The sequence below is a fragment of the Streptomyces sp. NPDC030991 genome, assembly GCF_055571235.1.
Genome location: NZ_JBVIFR010000001.1, coordinates 2,823 through 17,655, shown reverse-complemented (window position 1 = coordinate 17,655; position 14,833 = coordinate 2,823). Strand labels below are relative to the sequence as shown.

The window sequence follows — 14,833 nt, the reverse complement described above, 5'->3', positions numbered from 1 at the left end:
CATGCCCGCAACCATGACCGCCCTGTTCGGCGGTACCGGCCCCGACTGGACACCCCGCGACATCCCCGCCCCCGAGCCCGGCCCGGGGCAGATCGTGGTCCGGGCCCGGGCAGTCGCCCTGAACAACGCCGACGCCGCCATGCTCGCCGACGCCGACCCCACCTCCGGCGGCACCGGCAAGGAGTACCAGGCGGGTTTCGAGTTCGCCGGGGAGGTCCACGCCGTCGGCGACGGTGTCACCGCGCCGGCCGTGGGGGAGCGGGTGATGGGCACGACCCCGGGCAGCTTCGCCCAGTACGTCCTGGCCGATCACCGGCACGTCCTGCCCGTCCCCGACGCGCTCGGACCGGAGCAGGCGTGCGCCCTGCCCACGGGCCTGCTCACCGAGCACGGCGCCCTCACCGTGGCCGGGTTCCGCGCCGGGGAGTCGGTGCTGATCACCGGCGCCACCTCCAGCATCGGCCTGATCGGCGTCCAGATCGCCCGCGTGCTCGGCGCGAGCCGGATCATCGCGACCACCCGCGGCGCCGCCAAGCGGGACCTGCTCGAACAGGCCGGGGCGGACACGGTCGTGGTCACCACCGAACAAGCCCTGACCGGGGCCGTGCTGGACGCCACCGACGGCCAGGGCGTGCACGTGGCCCTCGACCACGTCGGCGGCCGGACCTTCGCGGACTGCCTGCCCGCCACCCGCACCGACGGCGCGCTCGTCAACATCGGCCGCCTCGACACCGCCGAGGCCACCATCGACCTGGACGCCCTCTCCTATCGGCACCTGCGCGTCGCCGGTGTCTCCTTCGGCTTCTCCCGCGCCGCCGAACTGGGCGCCGTCATCTCCGCCGCCGCGGACGCGCTGCTGCCCGCCGTGGCCGACGGACGGGCACGGCCCCTGATCGACACCACCCTGTCCTTCGACACCGCGGCCCAGGCCGCTGAGCGGCTCCGCTCCCACCAGGCCCACGGAAAGATCGTCCTCACGGTTCCCTAGCGCCCGCTCACCCCTCACCCCTCACCCCTCACCCCTCACCCCTCACCTGCAACGCCTCACCCGCACCCAGCAAAGGACACCGTTCTCATGCAGCACGTCACCCTCAACAACGGTGTCGAGATGCCGATTCTCGGCTTCGGCGTCTACCAGATCCCCGCCGATGACACCGAGCGCGCCGTCTCCGACGCCCTCGCGGCCGGTTACCGGCTGCTGGACACGGCCGCCGCCTACGGCAACGAAGAAGCCGTGGGCCGGGCGATCAAGTCCAGTGGTATCGCCCGCGAGGAACTGTTCGTCACCACCAAGCTGTGGGTCCAGGACGCCCCGGCCGAGGAGAACACCCGGCGCGCCTTCGAGACCTCGCTGGCCAAACTCGGCCTCGACCACCTCGACCTGTACCTGATGCACCAGCCCTTCGGTGACGTCTACGGCCAGTGGCGCGCCATGGAAGCGGCCAACCGCGAAGGGCTCGCCAAGGCGATCGGCGTCGCCAACTTCTACCCCGACCGGCTCCTCGACCTGATCATCAACAACGAGGTCGCCCCTGCGGTCAACCAGATCGAGACCCACCCCTTCTTCCAGCGCGCCGACTACCAGGACCTCATGCGCGAGCACGGCGTGCAGATCCAGTCCTGGGGCGGCTTCGCCGAGGGCAGGAACAACCTGTTCACCAACCCGCTCCTGACCGAGGTCGGCAAGGAGTACGGCAAGTCGGTGGCCCAGGTCGTCCTGCGCTGGCTGACCCAGCGCGGCGTCGTCGCCATCCCCAAGTCGGTGCGCGCCGAGCGGATGGCGGAGAACCTCGACGTCTTCGACTTCGAGCTCACCGCCGAGCACATGGCGCAGATCGCCACCCTGGACACCGGCGCGTCACTGTTCTTCGACCACCGCGACCCGGAGATGGTCAGCTGGCTCGCCAAGCGCCGCCTCGACGCCTGAACCACGCGCCGCCGCAAGCGTGGGTCGCGGACCTCCGGGAGGATCACGTACTCCCCTTGCCGCGCGCCTCGTAGGACGCGCGGCGCCGGTCCTGCTCCGCGCGCGACCACGTCAACCGCCCGCGCCGGTCCAGGTACGGGACGAGCAGTAGCCAGACGCCGGTGACGATCACGGCGTACAGCGCCGCGTCCCGGTTCCACCCCTCGAACAGGGCCCGGCCCAGGCCCATGCATCCGCCGTACACGACAGCCGGCCCCGCGTACCCTCTCCATCGGCTCATACGGGACCGGCTACCCGGCGGGCAACCGGACAGGCGGCGCCGCCCACGCTCGACGCCGCCGTACGGCGACGACCACGGTGCGGGGACACCCGCGGGGCTTCTTCGCCCGGGGCCGCCGCTCCGCCCTCGGCATCTCGCCACTTGCGTAGGCGAACGAAGCTGCGGCCCCGCTCCGACCGCGGTGCACGCCTGCGCCAGGAGGGCACCGCCCGGGGCATGTGCCATTGGCGTGTGCTCAGGCTGGGAAGTTGCGGCCAGAAAGGGACTTGAGCCCGTTCTGGCAATTGCCATAGCGTGGCAACCCGGACGAGGGGTGACGCCCTCGCGGTGCCCCCCAGCCCCTGGGCCGCCGATGCACAGTCGACTGGAACCGCATCGCCGACACAAGCGGTTCCGGTCCTCCATCCGCAGCGCCGGCTGATCGGGGCATACTCCCGCGTGCCCCGGATGCCGCCGGATGGAGTGGAGGACGAAGCGCGCGAAGGGGAGCCGTGCTTCTGTTCTCCTCGGTGGCCCCCGCCGAAGTTCGGTTCCGATTACCGGCGGGGGCCGCCTATGCCTGCCGGTGGGGACCGCCTCGATCCACCGGTGCGGACCGCCTCGACGAAGGTCTTGACCGGAGACGCTAGGACCGGTTCCGGCCAGGCATCGAGGCCCGCGCGCGAGCGGATGTGCCGCCGGTCCGGATCCCGCCGGACATGACGGCTGGACCGCCGTGGGCGGGGATGACCGGAGCCCGCTCAACGGGGCGCGTCGGGTGGGCGGTGCTGATGCGCACACCGGGCGGCGAGGGCGACACGGCCCTCCGCGCGAAGGACGGTTGACACACGTGTGCCGCCCGCCGCCCCCGTACGCGTAGGTGCACGGGCGTCGTACCTGTGACGGGAGATGACACCGTCGCGAAGCGACGACCTCAGCCCCGCGACGGAGCCGGGCGGAAGGACGGCTGGCCGGCTCGTTCCCTGCTCTGCGGCCGGTGCGACGCCGGCCGCCGCGGCAGCGCCGCCAGGACCGGCCGGGCGAGCTGCGCGGCGAACCAGTCCCTGGCCAGCTCGGCGGCCGCGGACAGCGCTCCCGGCTCCGTGAACAGGTGTGACGCGCCGGGGACCATGGCGAGCCCGCACTCGCCGCGCAGTACGTCGGTCGCGAGGCGGCCGGTGTCGAGCGCCTCGTGGTCCTGACCGCCGACGATGAAGAGGACGGGGGCGCGCACACCGGCGAGCTTCGAAGGGCTCGCCAGCTCGGGGCGGCCACTTCGGGCGACGACGGCGAGGACATCGGCACCGGATACCGACGCTGCCTCCAAGGCGGCCGCGGCCCCGGTCTCGGCGCCGAAGTAGGCGAGGGGCAGGGCGGTCTCGCGGCGCAGCCAGAGGGAGGCCGTGTGCAGGCGCCGGGAGAGCAGGCCGATGTCGAGGGTGGCGCCGGGTCGCGCCTCCTCGTCCTCGGTGAGCAGGTCGAGCAGGAGCGTGCCGATGCCGGCCCGGTTCAGGGTGGCCGCGAGGTAGCGGTTGCGGGGGCTGTTCCTGCCGCCGCTGCCGGCCAGCGCGAACGCCACCACGGCCGTCGCGGCGACGGGCACCGCGAGGTGTGCCGCAAGACGTGCCCCGCCGGCCGGGACGGAGACCTCCCGGCCCGCCCGCGCGGGAACGAACGCGTCGGACGGCCGCGGCGCGGGGGCCGGACGCGCGGACCGTCCGAGCAGGGCAAGGACCTCGTCGTCGGAGGTACGGGTGAAGTCGTCGTACCAGGAGCCGGCCGGGCCGAGCCCGTGTGCGGCCTGCAGACAGAAAAGGTCGTCGACCCCGGGGCGCAGCCGTTCGAGCACGGAGACCGGGGCGACAGGCATGGCCAGGACGACCCCGGCCGCGCCCCGGCGGCGGGCGGCGGCGCAGGCGGCCTCGGCACCGGCCGCGCCGGCCGGCCCGTCGTCCACGATCACGACCGAGCGCCCGGCCAACGGGACGGGGGACCGGGCCGCGCGGTAACGGTCCACCTGGCGTTCGAGCGCGGCCCGCTCGGTCTGTTCGACGGCCGAAAGCGTCGCGGAGGGCAACCCCGTGCGCCGGACCACGTCCTCGTCGAGAACGCGCGCCCCGTTCTCGCTGATCGCGCCGAACCCCAACTCCGGCCGCCACGGAACGCCCAGCGTGCGCACGACGAGCACGTCCAGGGGCGCGTCCAGCTCCCGCGCCACCTCGTACGCCACGGGCACTCCACCGCGTGACAGGCCCAGCACGACCGCGTGCCGGTCGCGCAGAGACGTCAGATGCCGGGCGAGACGCCGTCCGGCCGCCCTGCGGTCGTCGAAACGCACGGGACACCGCCTTCCCCCGGCCCCGCCGCGGAGTCGGCTTGCCCCCAACCAGCGCCGCACGGAAGGGAGTTGTGGTTCTCTCCTCTCATTCCAGCGCGTCAGGGTGCCGGTGGACAGGAGACGGTCGGCCCCTGGCCAGGGGCCGACCGACCCTGAAAACGACCGACGGTGGCAGTCCTTCGACGGCGACGCAGCCCACACCTGTCGCCGCCGCTCGAAGCCGACCCACCCCTGTCGCCGCCGCCCGGAGCCGGTCCCACCCTTCGGAGACGGAGACCCGGAGTCACAGCTCCGTGATCGTCGGCTCCGGAGCCCCGTCGGAGGCCGACACCGTCACGGCGCCTCTGTCCGGGTCCCGCGTCACCCGGTACGCGGCGGCCTGCCGGCCGTGGTGGTCGGGGACGCCGACGGTCACGTCGTGCGCGTCCGGGGCGACCAGCAGGGTCAGACCGTCGGTCCAGTCACCGTCGGGTCGCTGCTCGTCCGCGCCGAAGGGGAGCACCGCGCCGGGGCGCACGTACAGCGGCAGGCTGTCGTACCCGTGTGTCTCGTGGCGCCAGGCAGGACCCTGGACCCGTTCGCCGGTCAGCAGGTGGGTCCAGGTGCCTTCCGGCAGGTACACCTCGACGTCGCCCTCGGCGGTGAAGACGGGCGCCACCAGCAGGTCGGGGCCGAGCATGTACTGCCGGTCGAGGGCGCGGGCGGTCGGATCGCCCGGGAACTCCAGGAGCATCGGCCGCATCAGGGGCACACCGGTGGCGTGCGCCTCGGCCGCGGCCCCGTACAGGTACGGCATCAGGCGGTGCTTGAGCTTGGTGAACCTGCGGGCCACGTCGACCGCCTCGTCACCGAACTCCCACGGCACCCGGTACGAGCTCGAACCGTGCAGCCGGCTGTGCGAGGAGAGCAGGCCGAAGGCGAGCCAGCGTTTGAAGACGGCCGGGTCGGGTGTGCCCTCGAAGCCGCCGATGTCGTGCGACCAGAAGCCGAAGCCGGACAGGGAGAGGGAGAGTCCGCCGCGCAGCGACTCGGCCATGGCGCCGAACGAGGACCAGCAGTCGCCGCCCCAGTGCACGGGGAACTGCTGGCCGCCCGCCGTCGCCGACCGGGCGAACAGGACGGCTTCGCCGATGGCGCGCTCCTTCTCCAGGAGCTCGAAGACGACCTGGTTGTACAGGTGCGTGTAGTAGTTGTGCATGCGCTCCGGGTCGGAGCCGTCGTGCCAGACGACATCGGTGGGGATGCGTTCGCCGAAGTCGGTCTTGAAACAGTCCACACCCTGGTCGAGGAGGACCTTCAGCTTGGCCTGGAACCAGGCGCAGGCGTCGGGGTTCGTGAAGTCGACGAGCCCCATGCCCGCCTGCCACAGGTCCCACTGCCAGATGTCGCCGTCGGCCTTCCTCACCAGGTAACCCCGGGCGGCGGCCTCGTCGAACAGGGCGGACTTCTGGGCGATGTACGGATTGATCCAGAGGGAGATCCGCAGGCCGCGCTCCTTGAGCCGGGCCAGCATGCCGGCCGGGTCGGGGAAGACGTCCGGGTCCCAGGTGAAGTCCGACCACTGGTACTCGCGCATCCAGAAGCAGTCGAAGTGGAAGACGCTCAGCGGGATGTCCCGCTCGGCCATGCCGTCGACGAACGAGGTGACGGTCTCCTCGTCGTACTGCGTGGTGAACGAGGTCGTCAGCCACAGGCCGAACGACCAGGCCGGCGGGAGCGCGGGGCGGCCGGTGAGCGCGGTGTAGCGGCGCAGTACGTCCTTGGGGGTCGGGCCCGCGACGACGTAGTACTCCAGCGCCTGGTCCTCGACGCTGAACTGCATCTGGCCGACGGCCTCGGAGCCGATCTCGTAGCTGACCCGGCCGGGGTGGTTGACGAACACGCCGTACGCGCCGGCGGGGGAGATGTGCAGGCTGAACGGGACGTTCTTGTACGCCTGGTCGCTGCTGGTGCCGCCGTCGGCCTGCCACATGTCGACGACCTGGCCGTTCTTGACGAACGGGGTGAAGCGCTCGCCGAGGCCGTAGACCTGTTCTCCGACGCCGAGCCGCAGCTGACCGGCCATGTGGTGGGCGCCGTCGCCGGTGGTGAAGAAGGCCGTGCCCTTGCGGCCCGCCTGGGTCACCTCGCGCCCGTCCGCGTCGAGGAAGGACAGCGTCCACGGCTCGGCCGCGTCCAGGCGCACGGTCAGGGGGCCGCTCGTCAGCTCGACGAGGTCGCCGTCCCGCCGCACCTGGGCGGCGGAGGCGTCCGTGGCGCCGGTGAGCGCGAAGTGCGGACCGGTCTGCCGGGCGCCCGCGAGGTGGGTCGTCCGGACGCCGATCACTCCCTCGGCGGGGGAGAAGCAGTCGGTGGTCAGCAGGGGGGAGTTGAGGGTGTCGCCGCGACGCTCGACGCGCTTGACGGCGGCGTACGCGGTGAAGCGGCCGACGCCCGTACGGACGTCGCGGACCTCGGTGGCGTACGAGGCGTGGACCCCGTCGCGCATCAGCCAGAAGCCGTCGGTGAACTTCATGATCTTCCCTGGGAGCAGAGGCGGTTCAGATGAGCAGGGCGGACGTCGCCCGGCCGAGGACGTCGACGGCGAGTGCGGCGGCGCCGGTGGAAGAGGGCGGGCTGCCGACGTCATTTGATCGCACGGAAAACAAAAGAGCAAGCGGCCCATGGGGGTGATTTGTCGAAGCGCTTCGACGCTGTTGCCACCTGGTCACAGCGGGTACGGAGGGGGAGATCTGGGCCGAAAGGTCTAGCGCTTCGACGCGCCATGGCGTATTAGTCAAGGAAGAAAACAAACACTCGGTGGACGCCGGGTCGTCGCGCAGCAGCAAAGGGCCGCACCATGTCCGATCGCTTCACTCCCACCCCTGACGGAAAGTTCACCTTCGGTCTGTGGACCGTCGGCTGGCGGGGCAACGACCCGTTCGGGGACGCCACCCGGCCTGCGCTCGACCCGGTCGAGTCCGTGCGGCGCCTGGCCGGGCTCGGCGCGTACGGAGTGACGTTCCACGACGACGACCTGATCCCCTTCGGCGCGTCCGACACCGAGCGCGAGGCGATCGTCAAGCGGTTCCGCGCCGCCCTCGACGAGACCGGCTTGGTCGTTCCGATGGCCACGACGAACCTGTTCACCCACCCGGTCTTCAAGGACGGCGGCTTCACCGCCAACGACCGTGACGTCCGCCGCTTCGCGCTGCGCAAGACGATCCGCAACATCGACCTCGCCGCCGAACTGGGCGCGAAGACGTACGTCGCGTGGGGCGGCCGCGAAGGCGCCGAGTCCGGCGGCGCCAAGGACGTCCGCGCCGCCCTGGACCGCATGAAGGAGGCGTTCGACCTCCTCGGCGACTACGTCACGGAACAGGGCTACGACCTCAGGTTCGCCATCGAGCCCAAGCCGAACGAGCCGCGCGGCGACATCCTCCTGCCCACCATCGGCCACGCCCTCGCGTTCATCGAGCGCCTGGAGCGCCCGGAGATGTACGGCGTCAACCCGGAGGTCGGCCACGAGCAGATGGCCGGGCTCAACGTCCCGCACGGCGTCGCGCAGGCCCTGTGGTCCGGCAAGCTCTTCCACATCGACCTCAACGGCCAGTCCGGCGTCAAGTACGACCAGGACCTGCGCTTCGGCGCCGGTGACCTGCGCCAGGCGTTCTGGCTCGTCGACCTGCTGGAGAGCGCCGGGTACGAGGGGCCGCGCCACTTCGACTTCAAGCCGGTGCGCACCGACGGCTTCGACGGCGTGTGGGAGTCCGCGAAGAACTGCATGCGCAACTACCTGATCCTCAAGGAGCGTTCGGCCGCATTCCGCGCCGACCCGGAGGTTCAGGAGGCGCTGCGGGCCTCCCGGCTCGACCAGCTCGCACGGCCCACCGCGGCCGGGGGCCTCGCCGAACTCCTCGCCGACAAGGCCGCGTTCGAGGAGTTCGACGCCGACGCCGCCGCCGAGCGCGGGATGGCCTTCGAGCGGCTGGACCAGCTCGCCATGGAGCACCTGCTCGGCGTCGGCTGACGCCCGGCACCTTTCGCGCGGCAGTCCCCACGGCACGGGCCGGAGCCGTACCGGGGCACGCGAACCCTCCCGCGGAACACCGGAGTTCCGCCGGGCCGGCCACCCCTCACCAGGCAAGGGCAACCACCGTGACACCAGTTCTTCCACCGGACGCGACGCGCACCAGGCGCCGCCGCCCCGGCCGGCGGGCCATGGTCCCGCTCACCGTTGTCTCCGCACTCGTCGCGACCGCGGCACTCGCCGGCTGCGGCGGGCAGCGCGACGACGACGTCTACACCGTCCTCAACTCCTCGACCGACGACTCCTACCACGGCTGGGACGCGGCCACGCTCACCCGGTGCAGCAAGCGACTGGGCATCACCATCGAGCAGCAGAGCGTGCCCGCGGCGCAGGTCATGACCAAGTCGCTGCGCATGGCCTCGTCGAAGTCGCTCCCGGACGTCATCCAGTTCGACGCCTCGGAGATGCCGACCTTCGCCGAGGCGGGCGGCCTCGTCGACCTGCGCACGCTGGGCCTGTCCACCAAGGACATCCCCGAGGGCATCGTCGACTTCGGCTCGTACAAGGGGACGTACTACGGCGCCGCGCGCACGGTGAACACCCTCGCCCTCTTCTACAACAAGGACATCCTCGACAAGGCCGGCCTTGAAGTCCCCACCACCTGGGCCGAGATGCAGGAGACCGCGAAGAAGCTCACGCGGGGCAAGCAGTACGGCATCGCCCTGAGCGCGGGCGGCGCCGAGGACGGCGTCTTCCAGTTCACCCCGTTCATGTGGTCCAACGGCGGCGACGAGACGAACCTCGCCACGCCCGACGTGGCCCACGCCCTCGACTACTGGAAGAGCCTCCTCAAGGACGGCTCGCTGTCCAAGTCGACCGTCAACTGGACCCAGGCCGACGTCAACGACCAGTTCATGGCGGGCAACGCCGCCATGATGATCAACGGTCCCTGGCAGGTGGAGACGCTCAACACCAAGAAGGACCTGCACTGGGGCATCGCGCAGATCCCGGTCCCCGAGACCGGCGACAAGTCGGTCGGTCCGCTCGGCGGCGCCGTCCTGACCGTGCCGAAGACCGGTGAGACCGCGCGCGAGAAGACCGCCGCGAAGATCATCGACTGCATGGCGAGCGAGAAGGAGCAGATCTCCTACGCGCGCAACTCCTGGATGGTCCCGGCCAACGAGAAGGCCGCCGCGATCTGGCGCAAGGAAGTGCCCGAACTCGACGCCCTCGCCGACCAGGTGGCCACCGCCCGCTCCCGCACCGCGAAGGTCGGGGCGCGCTGGTCGTCGGTGTCGCTGGCCCTGCAGAGCGCCTTCCAGTCGGCCCTCACCGGCCAGTCCAGCGAGGCCGCGCTGAAGAAGGCGCAGAGCCGCGCCACGAGCGGGAACTGAGGGGACTCACCACCATGTCGACCACCACGGCCTCCGCCACCACCCGCCCGGCGCCCGCCGCCACCGTGAAACAGCGCGACCCGCGCCGCCGCCGACGGCTCTCCCAGTGGGGCTTCATCGCCCCCGCCGTCCTCTTCATGCTGCTGTTCTTCGGCTACCCGCTCGTCCGCAACGTCGTGATGAGCTTCCAGGACTTCTCACCGTCCACGTTCTTCGACGGCAAATCCCCCTTCAACGGCACCGACAACTGGAGCAAGGTCTTCCACGACGACCTCTTCGGCAAGGCGCTGTGGCACACCATCGTCTTCACCGTCGGGTCCCTGCTGGGCCAGTTCGGCATAGGTCTCGCGCTCGCCGTCTTCTTCACGAAGAGGTTCCCGCTCAATGGAGTCCTGCGCTCGCTGATCCTGCTGCCCTGGCTGGTGCCGATGGTCGTCTCCGGCATCGTGTGGCGCCGCATCCTCGACCAGGACACGGGCGTCCTCAACTCCTTCTTCGACACCCTCGGCCTCGGCGGCCACACGCCGTGGCTGACCAGCCCCGGCATGGCCCTGTTCTCCGTGATCATGGTGAACATCTGGATCGGCATCCCGTTCAACATGGTCATCCTCTACGGCGGACTCCAGGAGATCCCCAAGGAGCTGTACGAGGCCGCGTCCCTGGACGGCGCCTCGGCCTGGCGCTCCTTCCGCTCCGTCACGCTGCCGCTGCTCAAGCCCGTGATCACGGTCGTCCTCGTCCTCGGTTTCATGTCGACGGTGAAGATCCTCGACCTGATCCTGGCCCTCACCGACGGCGGCCCCGCCGACTCCACCCAGACGCTCGGCACCCTCACCTACCAGAACTCGTTCGTCCAGCTCGACTTCGGCGCGGGCGCCGTCGTCGGCAACATCCTGATCCTGATCTCCGCCGTCTTCGCGGTGTTCTACCTGCGGGCCAACCGCTCCGAGGGGAAGTGACCGGCATGGCGACCGTCTCCGCCACCACCAGGCCCGGGCGCCGCTGGGGCGCCACCATCGCCGGCCTGGTCATCCTGTGCGTGATGCTGTTCCCGCTGTACTGGATGATCAACACGGCTCTGCAACCCGAGTCGGGGCTGCTGGAAGTCTCGCCCGTCCCGCACTCGCTCGACCTGTCCGGCTTCACCTCCGCCGTCCGCGAACAGGGCGGCCACCTGCTGACCTCGTTCGCCGTCGCGCTCGGCGCCGTCGTCATCTGCCTCGCGATCGCCGCGCCCGCCGCGTACGGACTGGCCCAGTTCCGGCTGCGCGCCGCCCGCGCCATCGTCTTCGGCACCCTCATCACGCAGATGGTGCCGGGCATCGTCATCGCCAACGCCCTGTACAGCGCGTACGTCGATCTCGGCCTGGTCAACTCCTACTTCGGCCTGATGCTCGCCGACGCCTCGCTCGGTATCCCGTTCGCCATCGTCCTCATGCGCTCGTTCATGCTGGCCATCCCCAAGGAGGTCATCGAGGCCGCCGAGGTCGACGGCGCGGGCAAGCTGCGCACGTTCGTCCAGGTCGTGCTGCCGATGAGCCGCAACTCCCTGATCACGGCGGGCCTGTTCTCCTTCCTGTACGCGTGGAGCGACTTCATGTTCGCCCTCACGCTCAACACGACCGACGACGTCAAGCCCGTCACCCTCGGCATCTACCAGTACATCGGCGCCCACGTCGGCGACTGGGGCTCCGTCATGGCCGCGTCCGTCCTGTCGGCGATCCCGGCGGCCGTGCTGCTCGTCCTCGCCCAGAAGTACATCGCCGCCGGTATCACCGGCGGATCCGTCAAGTAAGGCCACTCATGAGCGACTCGAACCCCTTCCCCGTGTTCCCCGAAGGCTTCGTCTTCGGCGCGGCCACCGCCTCGTACCAGATCGAGGGCGCCGCCGGCGAGGACGGCCGCGGCCTCTCCATCTGGGACACCTACAGCCACACACCGGGCCGCACGGACGGCGGCGACACCGGTGACGTGGCCTGCGACCACTACCACCGCTACCCCGAGGACGTGGCGCTCCTTCGCGACCTGGGCGTGGACTCCTACCGCTTCTCCATCGCCTGGCCGCGCATCCAGCCCACGGGGGAGGGGCCCGCGAACCGCAAGGGCCTCGACTTCTACTCCCGCCTGGTCGACGAACTGCTGGAGGCCGGCATCGAACCGGCCGCCACCCTCTACCACTGGGACCTGCCGCAGGCCCTGGAGGACAAGGGCGGCTGGCGGGTCCGCGAGACCGCCGAGCGGTTCGGCGAGTACACGGCGATCGTCGCCGAGCACCTCGCCGACCGGGTGCCGCGCTGGATCACCCTCAACGAGCCGTGGTGCAGCGCCTTCCTCGGCTACTCCGTGGGCCGGCACGCGCCCGGAGCGCAGGAAGGCACCGGAGCCCTCGCCGCCGCGCACCACCTGCTCGTCGGCCACGGCCTGGCGATGCGGGCCCTGCGCGCCGCCGGGGTGCGCGAGGCGGGCATCACCCTCAACCTCGACCGCAACATCCCCGCCACCGACTCGGCCGCCGACCGCGCCGCAGTGCTGCGCGCCGACACCCAGCACAACCTCGTCTGGACCGAACCGATCCTGGCCGGCCGCTACCCCGCCTCCGACGAGGACACCTGGGGCGAACTGATCACGCGGCAGGACTTCCGCCGCGACGGCGACCTCGAACTGATCGCCCAGCCCCTGGACTTCCTCGGCATCAACTACTACCGGCCCATCGTGGTCGCCGACGCCCCGCACCGCGAGCCCGACCCGGCGGCGCGCGTCGCCACCGACAACCGGTACACGGAGGTGGCGTACCCCGACGTGCGGCACACGGCCATGGGCTGGCCGGTCGTCCCCGAGTCCTTCACGGACCTGCTGACCGACCTGAAGGCCAGGTACGGCGACGCCCTGCCGCCCGTCCACATCACCGAGAACGGCTCCGCCGAACACGACGTGGTCGCCGAGGACGGCGCCGTGCACGACACCGACCGCGTCACCTACCTGCACGGTCACCTCACGGCGCTGCGCGCGGCCATGGACAAGGGCGTCGACGTACGTGGCTACTACGTGTGGTCGCTCCTGGACAACTTCGAGTGGGCGCTGGGCTACGCCAAGCGGTTCGGCATCATCCGCGTCGACTACGACACCCAGCAGCGGACGCCCAAGGACAGCTACCACTGGTACCGGAAGATGATCGCGGCGCACCGGGGCTGACCCACCGGCCGACCACGGCCCGGGCCGGACCGAACCGGGCCGAACCGGGCCGTCGGCAGGACCGAACCGTCGGCCCGGCCGGTCCGAGCCGTCGCCCGCGCCGGGCCTTGCCCCTGACCCATGGGGCAGGGCCTAGCGTCCGCGCATGAACACGACGCATCGCCTCGTCCGCCTGGTCCGCCGACCCGCCGGTCTGCCCACCCCGGACGACTTCACCCTGGTCCAGGCCCCCGTGCCCCGCCCCGAGGCCGGCCAGGTACTGGTCCGCAACACCCACTTCCTCGTCTTCCCCGGCCTGCGCACCCTCATCGGCGGGGAGACCCGCGATGTCCCGCTGCCGCCGCTGCACCCCGGCGACGCCCTGTTCGGCCCCGCGATCGGTGAGGTGGTCGACGGGCCACTGGAGAAGGGCCGACAGGTCCTGCACCTCCAGGGCTGGCGGGAGTACGCGACGCCGGCCGCCGCCGACTGCCGGCCGCTGGACGACACCCTGCCCGACCCGGTGGCCCACCTCGCCCAAGGCGCCGCCGCGTACGGCGCGCTGACCCGGACGGCCCGGGTCCAAGAGGGCGACACCGTGTTCGTGACCGGCGCCGCCGGAGCGGTGGGCACCCTGGCGGGGCAGATCGCCCGGCTGCTGGGCGCCGCCCGCGTCATCGGCAGCACCGGCTCACCGGACAAGGCCCGGCGACTCGAGCGAGAGCTCGGCTACGACGCCACCGTGCTGCGCGAACCGGCCCCGATCGACGCACACCTCGCGAAGGCGGCACCGGACGGCATCGACGTCGTCCTGGACACCGTGGGCGGCGAGCAGTTGGCGGCAGCCGTCAGGACAGCGAACCGGGGCGCCCGGATCGCCCTGGTGGGAGCGCTGGCCGGACAGCTGTCCCCGGACCGCGCGGGCGGCAGCGCGCCGGCTGTGCTCGACACCTACCGCATGCTGAACCGTGGCATCACCCTGGCCGGCTACAGCGGCATGGACCACCCGGACGTCGAGGCGGAGTGGGAGACACAGTTCGGGGCGTGGCTGCGAACGGGCGCCATCTCCTTCCCGTACACCCCGGTCCGCGGAATGGAGCGCGCCCCCGCGGCGTTGCCGGAACTGATCGCCGGTCGCTCCTTCGGGGCGGCCATCGTGGAGTTGCGGGACTGAGCGGAGCGGACATGCGCATCGGTGACGCGGCGGCGGCAGCCGGGACGACCCCGCGCGCCCTGCGCCTGTACGAGGCCCGCGGCCTGCTGCGGCCCCCGCCCCGCAGCACGTCGGGCCAACGGGTCTACGACCTCGCCGACGTGGCCCGCGTCCGCGTCGTCCGGGAGCTCCTGGCGCTGGGCCTCACCCTGGAGGACATCCGCCGCCGCGCCGACCACCTGGACCTCCTCGTGCGGGCCAGGACCGGGGCGGCCTGCGACGGCCGCCCCGGCGGGCCCAGTGACGTCGTGGCCGATCGCCTGGCGACCCTGGACACCGAGATCGCACGCCTCACCGGCCTCCGGCAGAGCCTCGCGACAGCCGCGGGCGGAACCCGTGCGGCTGATGGTTCGCCGCCTCCTCGGGACGGCGGTGCGCCCGAGCGGCAGGGCTGATTCGGGACCGGTCGGTGCAACCATCCGCACGCCGCACGCCGCACGCCGCACGCCGCACGCCGCACGCCGCACGCCGCACGCCGCACGCCGCACGCCGCACGCCGCACGCCGCACGCCGCACGCCGCC

General features: G+C 71.6%; 12 protein-coding genes. 9 read left to right on the top strand and 3 right to left on the bottom strand.

The annotated features are described in order from the left end of the window. Position 1 precedes the first annotated feature (1 nt). Positions 2 to 988, top strand: a complete 987-nt coding sequence (locus tag ACZ45E_RS00075) for a quinone oxidoreductase family protein (protein WP_468214545.1) — start codon at positions 2 to 4, stop codon at positions 986 to 988. Between the two features lie 87 nt (positions 989 to 1,075). Continuing rightward, a complete protein-coding gene (locus tag ACZ45E_RS00070) occupies positions 1,076 to 1,927 on the top strand; it encodes an aldo/keto reductase (RefSeq protein ID WP_468214543.1) in 852 nt (283 codons plus the stop codon). A gap of 43 nt (positions 1,928 to 1,970) precedes the next feature. On the opposite strand, the gene ACZ45E_RS00065 is transcribed toward ACZ45E_RS00070, so the two are convergent. The 3 genes from ACZ45E_RS00065 to yicI form a co-directional block, all read right to left on the bottom strand. After that, positions 1,971 to 2,207: a hypothetical protein gene (locus ACZ45E_RS00065; protein WP_468214541.1), complete on the bottom strand. Its 237-nt coding sequence runs from the start codon at positions 2,205 to 2,207 to the stop codon at positions 1,971 to 1,973. Between the two features lie 913 nt (positions 2,208 to 3,120). After that, the gene (locus ACZ45E_RS00060) at positions 3,121 to 4,524 is read right to left on the bottom strand and encodes a phosphoribosyltransferase (protein ID WP_468214538.1); all 1,404 of its coding nucleotides are present in this window, start codon (positions 4,522 to 4,524) and stop codon (positions 3,121 to 3,123) included. A 283-nt stretch (positions 4,525 to 4,807) separates the two neighbouring features. Further along, a complete protein-coding gene (gene yicI / locus ACZ45E_RS00055) occupies positions 4,808 to 7,039 on the bottom strand; it encodes an alpha-xylosidase (protein ID WP_468214536.1) in 2,232 nt (743 codons plus the stop codon). 324 nt (positions 7,040 to 7,363) lie between these two features. On the opposite strand from yicI, the gene xylA reads away from it, so the two are divergent. From xylA to ACZ45E_RS00020, 7 genes are all read left to right on the top strand, one after another. Next, positions 7,364 to 8,533 (top strand): xylose isomerase, encoded by a 1,170-nt coding sequence (gene xylA / locus ACZ45E_RS00050; RefSeq protein ID WP_468214534.1) that lies wholly within the window; start codon positions 7,364 to 7,366, stop codon positions 8,531 to 8,533. A gap of 191 nt (positions 8,534 to 8,724) precedes the next feature. Next, positions 8,725 to 9,927 carry an ABC transporter substrate-binding protein gene (locus ACZ45E_RS00045; protein WP_468215951.1) on the top strand — a complete coding sequence of 401 codons (1,203 nt, stop codon included), beginning with the start codon at positions 8,725 to 8,727 and terminating at the stop codon, positions 9,925 to 9,927. A gap of 14 nt (positions 9,928 to 9,941) precedes the next feature. Further along, positions 9,942 to 10,886 carry a carbohydrate ABC transporter permease gene (locus ACZ45E_RS00040; protein ID WP_468214531.1) on the top strand — a complete coding sequence of 315 codons (945 nt, stop codon included), beginning with the start codon at positions 9,942 to 9,944 and terminating at the stop codon, positions 10,884 to 10,886. Continuing rightward, on the top strand, positions 10,883 to 11,722 hold the full coding sequence (locus ACZ45E_RS00035; protein ID WP_468214529.1) for a carbohydrate ABC transporter permease: 840 nt from the start codon (positions 10,883 to 10,885) through the stop codon (positions 11,720 to 11,722). The genes ACZ45E_RS00040 and ACZ45E_RS00035 overlap by 4 nt, the downstream gene beginning before the upstream one ends. A gap of 8 nt (positions 11,723 to 11,730) precedes the next feature. Beyond that, the gene (locus tag ACZ45E_RS00030) at positions 11,731 to 13,119 is read left to right on the top strand and encodes a GH1 family beta-glucosidase (protein WP_468214526.1); all 1,389 of its coding nucleotides are present in this window, start codon (positions 11,731 to 11,733) and stop codon (positions 13,117 to 13,119) included. Between the two features lie 145 nt (positions 13,120 to 13,264). Further along, positions 13,265 to 14,272, top strand: coding sequence for an MDR family NADP-dependent oxidoreductase (locus ACZ45E_RS00025; protein WP_468214524.1), 1,008 nt, complete (start codon positions 13,265 to 13,267; stop codon positions 14,270 to 14,272). Positions 14,273 to 14,283: 11 nt separating this feature from the next. Further along, positions 14,284 to 14,706, top strand: a complete 423-nt coding sequence (locus tag ACZ45E_RS00020) for a MerR family transcriptional regulator (protein WP_468214521.1) — start codon at positions 14,284 to 14,286, stop codon at positions 14,704 to 14,706. Positions 14,707 to 14,833 lie beyond the last annotated feature (127 nt).